The organism is Paraflavitalea pollutisoli (genome assembly GCF_029360705.1).
GTDB classification, from domain to species: Bacteria; Bacteroidota; Bacteroidia; order Chitinophagales; family Chitinophagaceae; genus Paraflavitalea; species Paraflavitalea pollutisoli.
In genome coordinates this window covers 807,386-823,256 of record NZ_JARKMX010000008.1, presented here as the reverse complement: position 1 = coordinate 823,256, position 15,871 = coordinate 807,386, and the positions used below count along the sequence as shown (strand labels likewise).

General features: G+C 53.3%; 9 protein-coding genes. 6 read left to right on the top strand and 3 right to left on the bottom strand.

Annotated elements, in window-relative coordinates:
* Nucleotides 1-197 precede the first annotated feature (197 nt).
* The 6 genes from P2W70_RS17375 (at nucleotide 198) to P2W70_RS17350 (ending at nucleotide 7,372) form a co-directional block, all read left to right on the top strand.
* Nucleotides 198-3,443, top strand: a complete 3,246-nt coding sequence (locus tag P2W70_RS17375) for a SusC/RagA family TonB-linked outer membrane protein (protein ID WP_276482769.1) — start codon at nucleotides 198-200, stop codon at nucleotides 3,441-3,443.
* 15 nt (nucleotides 3,444-3,458) lie between these two features.
* The gene (locus P2W70_RS17370; RefSeq protein ID WP_276482768.1) at nucleotides 3,459-4,907 is read left to right on the top strand and encodes a SusD/RagB family nutrient-binding outer membrane lipoprotein; all 1,449 of its coding nucleotides are present in this window, start codon (nucleotides 3,459-3,461) and stop codon (nucleotides 4,905-4,907) included.
* Between the two features lie 17 nt (nucleotides 4,908-4,924).
* Nucleotides 4,925-5,608 (top strand): immunoglobulin-like domain-containing protein, encoded by a 684-nt coding sequence (locus P2W70_RS17365; protein WP_276482767.1) that lies wholly within the window; start codon nucleotides 4,925-4,927, stop codon nucleotides 5,606-5,608.
* 10 nt (nucleotides 5,609-5,618) lie between these two features.
* Nucleotides 5,619-6,101: a lipid-binding protein gene (locus tag P2W70_RS17360; protein ID WP_276482766.1), complete on the top strand. Its 483-nt coding sequence runs from the start codon at nucleotides 5,619-5,621 to the stop codon at nucleotides 6,099-6,101.
* Between the two features lie 112 nt (nucleotides 6,102-6,213).
* The gene (locus P2W70_RS17355; RefSeq protein ID WP_276482765.1) at nucleotides 6,214-6,738 is read left to right on the top strand and encodes an RNA polymerase sigma factor; all 525 of its coding nucleotides are present in this window, start codon (nucleotides 6,214-6,216) and stop codon (nucleotides 6,736-6,738) included.
* Nucleotides 6,725-7,372 (top strand): hypothetical protein, encoded by a 648-nt coding sequence (locus P2W70_RS17350; protein ID WP_276482764.1) that lies wholly within the window; start codon nucleotides 6,725-6,727, stop codon nucleotides 7,370-7,372. Before P2W70_RS17355 ends, P2W70_RS17350 begins: the two co-directional genes overlap by 14 nt.
* 112 nt (nucleotides 7,373-7,484) lie before the next feature.
* Here P2W70_RS17350 and P2W70_RS17345 read toward each other — a convergent pair whose 3' ends face one another.
* From P2W70_RS17345 to P2W70_RS17335, 3 genes are all read right to left on the bottom strand, one after another.
* Complete coding sequence (locus P2W70_RS17345; RefSeq protein WP_276482763.1) at nucleotides 7,485-14,279, bottom strand: FG-GAP-like repeat-containing protein; 6,795 nt, start codon at nucleotides 14,277-14,279, stop codon at nucleotides 7,485-7,487.
* Nucleotides 14,280-14,446: 167 nt separating this feature from the next.
* Entirely contained in the window at nucleotides 14,447-14,902 is a 456-nt protein-coding gene (locus tag P2W70_RS17340) for an SRPBCC domain-containing protein (protein WP_276482762.1), read from the bottom strand.
* A gap of 60 nt (nucleotides 14,903-14,962) precedes the next feature.
* Nucleotides 14,963-15,859: a helix-turn-helix transcriptional regulator gene (locus P2W70_RS17335; RefSeq protein ID WP_276482761.1), complete on the bottom strand. Its 897-nt coding sequence runs from the start codon at nucleotides 15,857-15,859 to the stop codon at nucleotides 14,963-14,965.
* Nucleotides 15,860-15,871 lie beyond the last annotated feature (12 nt).

Below are 15,871 nucleotides of genomic sequence, written 5' to 3'. Positions count from 1 at the left end.
TTGCTCTTTCTGATCTTCCCGTGTTTTCATTGTGCCGTTGGGCAACTGCAAGCTATTGTTGGTGCGGGGCAACCCGCTGTGGCAGCGGCGTTATAAGTATCCCGGCAAACCTTTCCTGAACCGCTGCGTGCCATGTAATACATCTTCGGGTAGTGCTATAGGCTGGATAATTTCAGGTAGACAAAAACTAATCAATTATGAGAAGCGTGTTGTTCTCTCTCGTAATGCTCGTACTCTGTAGCGCCGTATTGCAGGGGCAGTCGAGGGTGGTGAGTGGTAAGGTAACGGATGCTAAGACGGGCAATGCTATCCAGGGCGCTACCGTATCCGTACAAGGCAGTACCACCGCTGTGCAAACCGATGCCAATGGTCGTTATACCGTGAATAACCTCGCGGCCAATGCGACCCTCGTCTTCAGTTATGTGGGGTATCAATCCAAATCTTTACAACTGGGCAATGGGGCCAATTTCGATGTGTCGCTGGATGAATCGGCGGCGCAGTTGAATGAGGTAGTGGTAACGGCCCTTGGCCAATCGCGCGAGAAAAAATCGCTGGGCTATTCTACCACCACCATCCGTACAGACGATATCAACCGGGTATCGCCTGTGAGTATGTTTGACGGTCTGCAGGGCCGTGTGGCGGGTGTCGACATCTCGAATGTGAGCGGTAACCCGGGAGGCTCAACCAAGGTCGTGTTGCGGGGTTATAGTTCGCTGGGAGGCAACAACCAACCGCTGTATGTGGTAGATGGAGTACCCATCAGCGATGTGCGGCCCGGCTCGGAGGGCATCGATCCAGATGGCACCAACAACAAGGGCACGGGGCAGGATATTATCGGTACGCCGGGCTATGATTTCGGCAACACGGCCAATGACATCAATCCCAACGATATCGAGAGTATGACGGTGCTGAAAGGTGCTGCGGCTACTTCCTTGTACGGTTCGCGTGCCAGCAATGGGGTGATTGTGATCACCACGAAGAAAGGGAAGAGTGGCCGCATCAAAGTAGACCTGGCTTCTTCTACCATCTTCAGCGATCCGTTGATATTGCCCAAGATGCAGGAGCAATTCGGGCAGGGCTGGGAGGCACAGAATATCCCTTCTGAAAATGGCAGCTGGGGACCACGGCTCGATGGGGTACCCCGTTTGTGGGGCGCACCGGTCGACAATTCACAACTGCTGAAGCCTTACTCTTTTATCAAGGATAATTTACGCGATGCGTATGAGACCGGCCGCGAGTTCAACAACACCGTATCATTTCAGGGCGGTAGCAACAACACCACGTTCTTCTTTTCGTACAACAATGTATTTACCGATGGTATCGTGCCATCGGACAACGACTCGTACCGCAGAAACGCCCTGTCTCTACGCACTACCACCCGGCTCGACCGCTTTACCGGCGAAGGTTCTTTCAATTATGTGAACAAGGCGCAGCGCTTCGTAGAAGTGGGGCAGTCGGCTGCCGGGGTGGGTAGTTCGTTCTTCGAACAACTGTTGCAGATACCGGTGGATATCCCCATCAAAGACCACCGTGACTACAAGAACAAATTCTTCAATGTCGATAATTACTTTACACCGTTTGCGGAGAATCCCTACTATACCTTGTTTGAGAACGGTGGGCGTAGCCGCAATGACCGGTTCTTCGGTAATATCAACCTGCAGTATAAATTGTTTGAGGGTGTAACCTTGCAGGCACAACAGGGCATTGACAATACCAATGGGATCACTAAAACCTGGCGCAACAAGAATGCGCCCACACCCGGCAGCTGGAATGCCGGCAACAACCCCGAGAGTGCAGCCCGCTCGGCCGATATCGGCAGTGTACAGGAAGGTTCTCAAAAGTACTACGAGTACGACAGCAAGCTGGATGTACTCATCAAGAAACGGCTCAGTGATGACCTGGACCTCGATGCCATCGCTGGCGCCAACTACAATGAGCGGGGCAGCGATGTATTGTATACCTATGTGGAAGACCTGGCGCTGCCCGGTTTCTTCGATATCTCCAATGGGGTAAACCCGCCGCAAAGCTCCCATTTCAAAAGCAAGCAATCCATCTTTGGGGTGTTTGGCTCTGCCACGATGAATTACAAAGACTATCTCTACCTCACCCTGACGGGGCGCAATGACTGGAGCTCGACGCTGCCCAAGGGAAAGAACAGTTATTTCTATCCCAGTGCGAACGTATCGTTCCTGTTGTCGAGCCTGCTCGATCCCAGCGTGAAGTCGGTGCTCAACTATGCCAAACTGCGGGCCAGCCTGGGCCGCACGGGTAAGGATGCGCCGATCTACCGCGTATACGATGTGATCTCTTCGCAGGTGGTGATACTGCCTTTTGGGCAGATCAGTTTTCCCTTCAATGGTGTGCCAGGTTACACGCTCAACGACCGGCTGGGCAACCTGAACCTGAAACCAGAGATCAGCCGCGAGTGGGAACTGGGTGGTGAGTTTCGCTTGTGGGATAGCCGCATCACGCTCGATCTGGCCTACTACCACAAAGTATCCGACGGACAGATCATCAATGTGCCGATTGCCCCTACTACCGGTTATACGTCGGTTACCCTCAACTTTGGCCAGGTGCGTAACCAGGGCATCGAGTTGAGTGCACAGGTAACACCCGTCAAGACCCGACAATTCACCTGGGATATCAATTATGTATTTACCCGCAACCGCAATGAGGTGCTGGAACTACCTACGGGGCTCGACAAGGTAACACTCAATAATGTGTACGATGCGAACTTCGAAGCAAGGCTCAACCAGCCGCTGGGTGTATTTTATGCACCCACGGTGCGGCGGGATCCGGATGGCCGGGTCATCGTAGATGCCAATACGGGCTTCCCGACGGTAACGACCGAAGATATTTACTATGGTACTTCGCAACGTGACTATACCATGGGACTGCAGAATACTTTCACGTACCAGAACTTCCGCCTGGGCTTCTCATTCGACTACCGCAAGGGTGGCGTATTCTATTCGAGCACGTCGGAGCTGTTGTTGTTTACCGGCAACAATTACCGCACGGTATACAATGGGCGCAATCCCTTCATCATACCCAATTCGGTGAACGAGTCGTTTGATGCCAACAACAAACCCGTGTATACGGAGAACAAAACGGTGCTGGATGAAAGCCACCAGGATGATTACTATTACCAGAACTCGAACCGGGGCATGTTTTACAACTGGACCATTCTCGACAAAACTTTCCTGAAGCTGCGGGATGTAACGTTGAGTTATACTTTGCCCAGCCATTGGGCCAAGAAGATCTCGGCCGACCGCATCGTGATCACGGCCATTGGCCGCAACCTGTGGGTAAGGTTACCAAAATCGAACAGGATCGTAGATCCGGAGTCTTCCAACTTCGGCCGTGATATCGCGAGTGAGTTTGGGGAGTTCCGCGTAGGCCCCACGCCCCGTTCTTATGGCGCCTCGGTGCGTGTTTCTTTCTAACCTAAAAACGAGTGTATGCATCATAAACTACTGACATCGCTGTTGTGCGTGCTTGTGCTCGCAGGTTGCAGCAAGATCACGGAAGACAATGTCGATCCGAACAACCCTTCTATCGATAAGGCATCACCCCAGTTGCTGCTGCCGTCGGCCATGATGTGTACGGCTGGACAGATCGGTGGGGAATATGCCATTACAGGTGGCCTGTGGTCGCAGTACTATACGCAAAGCGCTTTTGCGAGCCAGTACCGCACCATCGATGCCTACAATATGGTATCCTCCGACAACAATACGGCCTACCGCGAAGTGTTTCGCAGTGCGCTGATCGATTATGCGAAGATCCAGGAGCTGTCGAAGACCTCCGAAAGCTGGGCTTTTTACCTGATGGCGACTGTGATGAAAGCGTATACCTATCATATGGTGGTGGACCTGTATGACCACTTGCCGTATTCGGAAGCATTGACCGGGGCCACTAACCTGCAACCAAAGTTCGATGACGGCTACAGCATCTATACGGGCTTGCTGGCTGAGATCAATGAAGCGATGGGGCATAATTATGGGGCTGGCCTGTCGCCGGCCGACCGGAACAGCGATATCGTGTTCGGCGGTGACATGGACAGCTGGACACGCTTTGCCAATACGCTGAAGTTGAAGCTGTACCTGCGTATGGTGAATGCCAAACCCACAGAGGCGCAGCAGGGCATCACGGCGCTTTATACGGCCAATGCCGTTTTCCTGGAAACAGGGGCGGGCATTACCAGCTTCCAGGACAGGCCCAACTACAGTAATCCTTTTTACGAACAGAATATCCGCCGCCTCAATACCAACGACAACCTGCGGGCCAGCTACACGTTTGTGAGCTGGCTGCGCAAGAACAACGACCCACGGGTGGTAGCCTATTTCGGCTCGGCCAATCCCGGCACCATTCACCAGGGCGACTATACGAATAACAACCCGGCTTACAGTTCGGCCGCCGTATTTGTACAACATGCCATCGATCCGGTCTGGTTCATCTCGAAGGCTGAATCTTATTTACTGCAGGCAGAAGCGCGGTCCCGGTATTACAATGGGGCCGGGGCGAAGGCGCTGTACGATGCCGGTGTGACGGCTGCCTTTGCACAGCTCAACCTGGTGCCGGGCAACTTGTTGACAGGCGCGTATGCCTTCCCCGATGCGGGCACGCTGGAGCAAAAGCAGGAAGCGATCAGCGTACAGAAATGGGCTTCTTTTCCCGGTACGCATGACCTGGAGGGTTTCTTCGAGCAATGCCGCACGGGGTATCCTAAAAACAGTGCTGTGTATTCGACCAATGCGGCCTATGTACCGGGGCAGCTGGTGTATTCGGCCAATGGTGTTACCGGTGGTTTGTTTCCCAAGCGGTTGCTGTTTCCCGAGATCGAGCGTAGCCGCAATATCAATACGCCGGCAGAAGAACCGATCACGAAAAAAGTATGGTGGGCCAAATAACCAAACAACCAACACGTATGAAACATCTAGTGATAAAACAATTATGGCCGGTAGTAGGGCTGTGTCTGTTGTTCAGTTGTGCGAAGGAGCCTTCCTTCAACTATCCTGAAGGCACGGTGGGCATCTCGAAGGTGGTCAATTTTCCGTCTGTCGCCATCAAAGGGGAGCGACTGATCATCCAGAACCAGGGCGTGGCGTATACAGAGCCGGGTGTTGAAGCATTTCTGCAAGGGCAGACCGTGCAATATGCTACCAGCGGAACCGTAGACGCCAATACACCCGGTGTGTATGAATTGGTGTATTCGGCCAGTTCGCCCGATGGGTACTCGGCCAGTGACTGGAGAACGGTGGTGATCATGTCTACGGCTGCCGATGTCACCAGCAACAATTATGCGGGTACTTACAAACGCGATCAGAACGGACTGAATATGGTATGGACCAAAACGGGGCGGGGCTTGTATGATGTCGAGAACCCAGGTGGTGCCGATGCGGGTGTAGGCTTTGTAGTGAAGCTGGTCAACTACCAGGGCAGCAAGATCGCCATTCCCAAACAGCAGGCGTATGATCCCTCCATCAGTGGTCTCAATACGATCAAGTCAACGAGTGAAGTATACCGACCTGCGGCGGTACCCGTAACGGTAGACTGGATACTGCAGGCAGGCGGCTATGGCACCGGGTTACGGACTTTCAAAAAACTATAAATCTACTTGTATGTATAAAGTTTCTTTTGCCGGGTTATTGCTGGTCGCTGCGCTGTCGCTGGCCGGTTGCGAGAAAGATGAAGACATTGGCGGTACCGCCGTAGAGAAAATGGCGGGGGAGTGGTGGGTACAATTGTCCATCAACAATACGCTGGTGGTGCCTAACTACTACCGCATCCTGACCTATAATACGGCCGACAATTCGGGCAGCCAGTTTTGGATAGACGACCAGCAACGACTGTGGCCGTTCAAATTTAAGAGTGATGTGAACATCAGTGGGCAAACGTTTTCGGTGACCAATGCCACGAGTGAATATTCCAATATCAAGATCACCGTGCAAAACGGCAAGGTGCTGACCGGGGTCAGCAAGGGGCCGGTATCGCTGGCGGTTACGGACAGTATTTATTTCGAGGCGCAGTTTACCGATGATCCGGGCGTCACTTACCAGTTGCATGGTTACCGGCGTACCCGGTTTTCGGAAGACGACCACTAACCCCCTGATACCGCATCTTTTACAGGCATCCGAAGCGTCGGATGCTTTTTTTGTGCCGGACTGTGATCTTTTGGGCGGCTGTGCGAATAATGTAATAAATGATATTTGCACCATGTCTTTACCAAGGGATGCGCGTTCTTTTCTGGACATCATCGACACGCACAAGGGCATTCTTTACAAAGTGGCCAATGCGTATTGTCGTCACGCCGACAGCCGGCAAGACCTGATCCAGGAGATCCTGGTGCAGCTGTGGCTGGCTTTTCCGCGGTATGACGAGCAATTCAGGATCACCACCTGGCTGTACCGCATTGCGCTGAATGTATCCATTTCTTATTACCGGAAAGAACATCGCCGGGGTGGCATCAACCATCCGCTGCCGGAGGAGCTGCTGCACCTGCCCGAGGAGGCCGGGCGCGACCTGGAGGCTCCGGTGCAGGCCCTATATCGCTTTATCCGGGCACTGAAGGAGATCGACCGGGCGGTGATGCTGTTGTACCTCGAGGGCAACACCCAGCAGGAAATCGGCGATATATTGGGGCTCACGGCCACCAATGTATCGACCAAGGTGGGCCGCATCAAGCAACAATTGAAAAAAGCATTTGACAACCTTCAAACTGATGACCATGCAAGATATTGAGATCATGAATTTATGGCGTTCGTACGACCAACGGTTGCAGGAAAGCCTGCAGCTGAACAAGCGGAACGCGGAGGAGATCACCAAACTGAAAGCACAATCGCTGCTGGGCTCCATGCGGCCTATGAAGTTATTCACCATCATTGTGGGTGTGCTGTGGGTAGTGGCGGTGGATGTGGTACTGATCGGCTCCTTTGGCAAGGCCAGCTGGTTCTTCACGGTATCGATGGGCATCCAGGTATTGCTCACGAAGATCGCGATCGGCGTCTACCTCTACCAACTGATCGAGCTACGCCAAACTGACGTGAGTGAGCCCATCCTGGCTACGCAGTCACGTATTGCCCGGCTGCAGTCATCTACGCTGTGGGTTACCCGCCTGTTATTTTTGCAGACGCCGGTGTGGACCACTTTTTTCTGGAGTAAAGCCATGTTTGCGCACGGCAATGTTTGGCTGCTGGCCTTGCCGGTCGTCATCACCTTGTTGTTTGCCTGGATCGCGATCTGGTTGTTTATGAACATCCGGTTTGAGAACCGTGATAAACGTTGGTTCCGCTTTATTTTCCGGGGTCGTGAATGGGATCCCATGCTGAAAGCAGGGGAGCTGTTGGAACAGGTGGGGGAGTACCAGCGGTTGTAAACGCCGCTTACCATTAACGGCTTATCATTCGTATTCGGCGCAGTATAGCCATAAAAAAAGAACCGGCGATGGAGGTCGCCGGTTCTTTTTTTGTCGAGGTAGTAATGTATGGTTAGCGTTTCAGCACCTTCATGGTATAGTTGATCTTGTTGTTGGCACCTGTGATCTTCACCAGGTAGATGCCTGGTGTGAGGTGTGCCAGGTAGAGGCGGCTACCGCTGGTTTGGTTCAGGAAGGTCTTCACCACTTTACCTTGCAGGTCAACGATGCGGATGTTGAGTTTGGTAGTACCGGTTACGTTGAAATTGAACAGCAGGTAGTCATCGACCGGGTTGGGGTTGAGGCTTACATACTGTGTATTGTCGATGTTGATGATGCCGGTAATCGTAAAATGTGCGCTGGCCGATTGTACGCTCGTACAACCGCTTTGTGTGGTGGTGACGCTGTAATTGCCTGCTTCGGTGGGCTTGTATACCGATGTGGTGGCGCCGTTGATGGCTACCCCTTCGCGGTACCACTGGTTGCCGGTGGCTGCGCTGGACACGAGCTCCTGTCCGTTGGCCGTGATCACGGGGCGTGCAGGAATGGCATTCACCTTGATCGTTTTGGCGGCTGATGGCAAGGTGCGCACTTCCTGTACGACGGCCGTTACGGTATAGTTGCCTGACGTGGTTGCCTTATAGAAATGTTCCGTAGCGCCTGCGATGGCATTGTTGTCTTTGTACCATTGGTTGCCGGTGGTAACAGCAGCCGTCAGCGTCACCGATGTTCCTTCACAAACCTCCGTGGACCCCGTTACCGTAATGGCCGGACCAGCGATCTGTTTGTATACAAAACCCACGGCACTCACCATAAACCTATTCAATCCCTCAACGGGTACGGTTATCTGCCAGCAGCCGGCGGTTTCATTCCAGACGATATTGGCATCGTCGGGGTTGATCACTATTACGGAGTCTGCCAGGACTTCTCCGGCTTTGGCGCCCGTGGTGGGTATGTACTGGTAAATACGCAGGTTGGCTTTGCCGGCATCGTCACTGGCGCTATCTGGCAGGCTGGCACTGCGGTTCGGATGGTCGTTGTACTGGTCGAATTCGTCCTGCGTAAAGTAGAAAGTCACTGTTGCGGTAGCCCCTGGCTGTGATCCTGCTGCAGTCAGTTCATAAGAACGTTGTACATAGGGTGTACCGTTGAGGGTGGGGACTTCGGGGGCAACCGTTACCTGTTGGGTGAGTTTGCCGTTCACCGGTCTGGCGCCGGATGGGATGAGGGTTGCATTGCCCACCAGGTTTTTCAGCAGGGCAATACTGCCGTTATTGGCATGGATCGTAAGCAAATCGGGTCTGCCATCGCCATCGAGGTCGGCAGCGTATACATTTGTTCCGGATTGTGCGATGGGGTAGCCGATTGCAGGCGCCAGCTCGATCCTGCCATTGGGCACCGACTGGTTTCTGCGGATGTCGATCTGCTGTACATTCAATCTTGTGCTGATCACTTCCGGTAATCCATCACCATTCAGGTCGGCCACCGCCAGGCCCGACAAGTCGGGTGTGCTCGCGTGATGTTGGGTCGCGGATATAAAAGTCAGTCCGGCTCCTTCGTACGTTGTAATGGTCTTATACCCGTTGCTGATGGTCACCGCATCTGGCTGGTCATCGCGGTTGAGTTCGTTCACCAGCAAGCGGAATGGACTGCCATTGGTCACTATGTTGAAGGGGGTACTGAATGAGAGTGTGGAGCCCGATGAGGCGTTGGGGTACACTTGCACTCTGCCGTTAACACCCGATTCGAACAGTGCGACGATGTCGGGAAGATAATCGTTCTGTATATCGACCAACTGAAGGTCAATGATCTTCTCGGTATAGGTCAGTGTGGTCGAGTTGACAAACGAAAACTGTGCCCGGCTGCTTTCATTGTGGTAGATATACAGTTTTCCCGAGGTTGGTTCATAGACGGCTACCTCAGGTTTCCCGTTGTTGTCGAGATCAGCAACAGCGATGAGGCTGGTGCCATAACTGGTATTGTAATGAATGGCTGTATCGAAACTGATGGAGCCCGGTGTACTGGTGTTGCGATAGAGGCTGAAGCCCGACTGGTCCTTACTGCTTACTGCTATGTCCGGTTTACCATCACCATCGAGGTCTGCCACAGCTATATCCGACAGGGAACGCTTGCTGTTCAATACCTGTTTGGGCTGCAGGAGCAGGGTGTCGGCATTCGATGTGTTCCGGTACACTTCCAGTGCGCCCGTTGTTTTATCGTGGATCAGCACCAGGTCCTGCTTGCCGTCGTTGTCAAGATCAGCCAGGCTGGCGCCAATAGGCTTACCCCCTGTTGTGGTGGTGACTGGCGGCGCAAACGAGTTGCCGGAGAAGCCTACTTCGCCTCCCGCCCACCATGTGCCGAAGTAAGCAGAGGACACCACCGTGCGCCCCTGCGTAGTGACTGAAAGTCGCTGATTACCGGCCCCCGGCGGCACGATTACCTGAAGGGTTGTTTTGGTAGCGCTCGTTACTGTGCCACGCACACCGCCGAAGTACACGATGTTGCTATCTGCTACAGGCTGGAATTCGGTACCCGATATGGTGATCGTAGATCCGGCTGCTGCCAGTCGCGGCGCGAAATCGAGGATGGAGAGACGGGTGATATACTGAAAATAACTGGTCGCCATTGCTTTACCTGCCGGTGTGGTTACATAGATAAATGCCAGTCCACCCGTATCGACAATGGCTTTGATGACGCTATCGGAGATCACTTCAAAAGATTGCATGGGATCATTGCCAAGCGTTACCGCTGTAGCACCGGTAAAACGCTTACCGGTAATGGTGACTACTGTTCCACGCCCTCCTTTCAATGGTGTAATGCCGGTGATGGTGGGGCCGGTATAGACAAATCCGGCGGCGAATCCGATGCCCTCTAAAGTACCCACCCGGATGGTTCCGCTGGCGGCATTATTGGGCACCGCCGCGCGGATCAAGGTATCGCTCTTAATAACAAATGCGGCTTTATAACCAGAACCGAAGGTCACTTCTTTGGTACGGCCGAGTAAGGTGCCCCGAATGGTGACGGAGTCGCCTGTGGCGGCAGCAGCCGGTGCAAAAGAATGAATGGTAGTAAGTGGCAGGCCCGAACGGTTTTTAAGTATTCCAATGCCCAATGTACTCAACGAATTACCTACAGTGATTTCGGGTCGCTGGTCACCGTCGAGATCGCCAATGACTACCCCGGCAGGCGTTTCAACATAGCCGGATATATGTACGGTTTGATTGAAACTCAACACCCCATTGGCGGTGGTATTTCTTAGCAATGTCAACCTTCCCTGGAAATGACCCGCGAGGGCGAGGTCGATCTTGCCGTCACCATTCAGGTCTCCGGCAGTCAAAGCATAGGAGGTAGACGTACTGCTGCGGGGGCCAACAAGTAGCGGCGTATCAAAGGTTACCAAACCCGGTATGCTCGTATTCTTCATGACCACGATCACATAACCGGTGGCGCTGGTGTTACCAGCCACATCAGGTTTGCCATCGCTGTCCAGGTCGGCCAACACGATATCCCTGATGCCACTGGCTGCTGTAAATTGACTGAGCTGAAACTGTATACTTCCCCGCGAACCGGTATTCCTGAGCACGGAGATGGTGCCACTTGCAAGATTGCTCACCACAATATCGGCTTTGCCATCCCCATCGATATCACCGCCGGCGACCGCATAGGGTGTTTGTCCGACCGGGATATCGGTCTTTGCTTCAAAAGCCAGGAAACCGGGTGTGCTGATGTTTTTATAGACAGACACCAGGGTGGTGCCCGAATTGGCCACCACGATATCTGGCTTGCCATCGTTGGATACATCCACGATGGTGATGCCAAACGGTTGTGCATTGGTGGGCAGGTCCATCCGGGGTGCCAGGGTGATGGTGTCGCCGATGCTGGTATTCCGGAAAACCGATAATCCGGCACTGCTGGTGACTGCCACATCAGGCTTACCATCACCATCCAGGTCACCTACCTCGAGCTGGTAAGTCTGGATGGGGGTCTGGAAGGTAGCTATGGGACCAAACGCTATACTGTCGACGGCATCGATGCGCCGATGGATGCTGATGGAATTGGCCAGGCCGGCCGCATCAACGCCAATGATATCGGCTTTTCCATCTCCATTCATTTCTTTGAGGCGCAGGGACTGTGCCGTACGGGGCACATTTACCTTCAGCGGATAAGCGAAAGCGCTTACAGACAACGTATCTGCGCCGGCAAAGGTCGTGTTGAACATTTGCAGGGACCGTGCCGTCCATTTATTGGTGGTAACGGTAATAGGATGATAAGTGGCCCCCACCGGAATGGTGATGGTCAATTGATTGTTGGATGCTGTTGTCACCGGGGCTTTCACCGCACCGACAAATACCGTATTGTTGGCAGCCACCGGGTCAAAATTAGAACCCGTAATGGTGACCGTGGTGCCCACGGGGCCAGCCAATGGGGTAATCGAACGGATCAATGGTTGCAATTGAAAAGTAACGGCTACGGAGTCCTGACCATGTGGACCTGATATTTTGCACGGGCTTTCTGCCTGCAGGTCCAGGGTGGCGACGATCATGCTGTCGGACAGTATCGTAAATGCCACTGCCGGGTAGTTGCCAAACCTGACCGAGTTTACGCCGGTCAGGTTGTATCCATGTATCGCTACCTGCCCACCCGGTGAGGGTTCTGTTGGATTGATGAGGTTATAGATATAAGGTTCTGTATACCTGAAACCTGGTTTAACGGCTGTACCTCCGGGTGTCGTGACCTTTACAGGGCCCCAGTCTCCTCCCTGAACAGCTACAGTGATCAACGTATCCGTCAGGGTACCAGTGATCGATGCTTTATGACTGCCCAGGTAAACACTTGTAACGCTCTGTAAGTTGTTACCGCGGATGGTGATTAGGTCTCCATGTTTACCAGATTCCGGTGAGAAGGACGTAATGGCCGGCGGAAGGATGTACGTAAAGCCTGCCAGTGTATCCCTGCCGCCATAACCTGCCACGGTTAGGGCTCCACTGCCCCCCGAACCAACGATCGCGATGATACTGTCGGCCCCTGGCAAAAACGATGGTGAGGCGTGACCGCCAAATGCCACATGCGTGACCCCATCGAGGTAATTGCCTTTAATAATGACCGTATCGCCTGTTGCTGCTTGTTGAGGAGCGAAAGACGACAGGATGGGTTTGCCATAAAAGCGGAAGCCCGGAACACTAGCTGACCCTTCGGGCGTGGTGACGGAAATGGTACCTGTATTGCCGGAGCCAACAATCGCCGTGATCACCGTATCTGAAACGACGGTAAAGCTGGCAGCGGGCAGTCCTCCAAAACTAACGGCGGTTGCTCCATTCAAATTGGCTCCTACCAGGCGTACCTCTGTACCCTTGCCCGCATTTAGCGGTGCAGCCTTACGAACAATAGGTCCCAGGGTGGGGATGCTGTGGTAAATGGCGATAGAATTATGGCCCATACCACCTGCAACCAGGTCGGGCTGTGCATCGCCGTTTACATCCCCAATATGCAGTATGGTGGCATTGGCGGATATTTCCAATATAGCGGGTGTGCCGAAAGAAATGCTGCCAAACGTACTTGTATTGGTGTACACGGCCAGTCTGCCATAGGTGAGTGAGTCATACGATATCGCTACATCTACACGGGCATCGCCGTTCAGGTCGCCGATCACCGCACTGACTCCCAGTCCTGCTGTACCCAGTTGAAGCGAGGTTTGGGCAACAAAGGAAACGTTGCCGGGCATGCTGGTATTTTTCAATATGGTAACGCTGCCCTGGCCCGCGTTGGTAACGAGAAGATCGGGCTTTCCGTCGCCGTCGAGATCGCCAATGGCGATGTGCACAGGCGCTGTAGCCGTTGTATAATCGACCGGCGTTGCAAACTGACAAGTTTCGCCGAGTGCTACCACTGTGTTGCGGTACACGGATACCGAGTTGCTGTTGCCATTGGCTACCACCAGGTCTGTTTTGCCGTCGTTATCCAGGTCGCTGGCTGCCACAAAACTGGGGCTGCTACCTGTTGCCAGGGATGCCCGTGCGCCAAAGGTGAGTGCCCCGTAGATCATGGTACTGGGGTACAGCGACAGCGAATTGGAATCGGTGTTCACGACCGCCAGATCGGGCCTGCCATCCACATTCAGGTCTGCCAGTACAACAGCAGCTGGTTGGGGGCCGGTGCCCACCAGGCGGCTGCCATCGAATGGCGGATAAGGTTGCCCCGGGCCAGCGTTTCGCCAGATCGTTATGGTTTTGGATAATTGATTGACGGTTGGCAGATCGGGTAAGCCGTTGCCGTCCATATCGCCAGCCACCATATGATAAGGGCGGTTGCCGATGGGGTAGGTATTGCCTGCCGTAAAATTGGCGACAGCCGTTGTGGTTGTATTGTGGTAGACCTTAATGCCTGCATTGTTGTAGTCTCCGAACACGAAATCGGGCTTGCCATCGTCATCTATATCCTGTATGATGCCTGCGCGTGCAGGTGCCGGAAGATCGATCTGTGTTTTAGGACCGAAAGTTTGACGTGTAATGAGGGCATCGCCGCCACTATGGGTCAGTACAAAGGGCCGCGGACTGATGGCAACATTAAAGCCTCCGGAAACGATCACCGGCTGGTAAGTGGCGCCAGCCGGCGCAATGACCGTGATCGAGTTGGATGTCCACTGTGTCACGGCTGCTCTGACTGCACCAAAATAGACGATCGGCTGTTCGGTATCATATACCGCGCTGAAGTGACTACCCGTAATGGTGACCACGGTGCCCGCTGGTCCGTTGGCAGGACTGATATTGGTTATGATAGGCCGGTAATCCGGGTCGACAGATCCCTGACGGGCTATAGATGGCTGGATGTTCAGTAAAAACAACAGGCCGGTCAAAAGCAGGGCCAAACGTGTTCTGGTACGTATTGTAAGCAGGCGTGAAAGGGACATGGCTTGTTCCAGGTTTGAGTTAAGGTTGACAAGATACCCTCTATCGCCCAAACCCCATAATAAATTGTCCTGATACAGGTCAAAATCGTATACCCGGCACAGATGCCCTTCCGCGCTTAGTCCAGCTATTTACTTTCCACCAGTTGTTTGATCTGGTCGAGAATGGGTTGCCAGCCCACGCCATTGTTCCAGGAATCGTTGTACCGTCTTTCTCCTTCTGCCACTTTGGCGTAGTCACCCTGCGTAACGGTGAAGTGCGTTTGTCCGTCTCTGGGTTCGAGTGTATAAGTGACGGTGAGGTAGTTTTCGGAAGTATCGTCGATGTTGGAATGCGGATCGATGGTGGTGTAGGCCAGGAAATGTCCCGGATCGATCTCCACAATACTGCCTTTTACAAACACCATGGATTTCCCCTCGTGTTCGCCCACCCATTCCAGGCTGCTCCCGGGCTGCCAGTCGGACACGGTTTCGCAACCAAACATGTATTGTTTCGTTTGGGCCGGATTGACCAGGGCATCCCATACGGTGGAAGGGGATGCATCGATGGTTACTTCATTTTTGATGTACAGTGGCTGACTCATATCTTTTTGTTTTAGATGACCCTACAAACTTAGCGGCTTGCCGGGAGGGCGACTTGCATTTTACGGATTATTTCTTGCGGCGGAGGGTGGCATGCCGAATTTCTTGCGGAAAGCATTGCTGAAATGCTGGGGTGTCGCATAGCCGAGTTCATAAGATATCTCTGCGGCTGTTTTGCGGGTGTCTTTCAGGTAGCGGTGGGCCAGGTGCAGGCGCTGCTCGGCGAGGTAGCCAAACACGGTATTGTTGAAGACCTCTTTGAAACCTCTTTTGAGTTTGTATTCGTTGAGGCCCACCAGACGGGCGATCTGGGTGAGGTTGGGCGGGTCCTGTACACGCTCGTTGATGAGGTCGCGTACTGCCACCAGCTTTTCTTTGTCGGCGATGCTCTTGATGAAGGTCTCCTGCTGTGTATGCTCGTAGGCGTCGGCGCACAATACCAGCAGTTCAATACTCTTCGAGAGTAAGAACAGCTTTTTGAGGTCGTCGTTGTATTTACAATGGATGATCTGTTGTAATACCTGCTGTATGGGTGAATCGATCGCCCCCCAGCGTTCGGAGAGCATCACATTTTTACCGGCGAGTATATCCTCCGCAAATCGCTTCAGGCTGTCACTGGCATTTTGGGTAAACTGGATGAACTGGTCTACTGGAAATTGTATACCGAAAGTTTCAAGCACCAGTGTCTTATTCTGCACGGTAATATCAAATTCTTTCGAGTACATGATGTTGTGGTGACCACCGATGAGGTCGTAGGTTTGCCCCAGCTGTTTGTACGAAAAGGCATAGTTGCCCTTCATGCCAAAATGCAGGCGAACGACATCGGCCTGGCTGGCGCCGCTGAAGGAGGTGAGGGCATTGAACCGGGATATGCCATGGCCCAGCAGGATGCCATCACACTGCCAGGTGATCGTTACGCGCGTACCGTATTCAGTGACCAAGGTTTGCCTGTTCTCCATGGGCATAAAGAT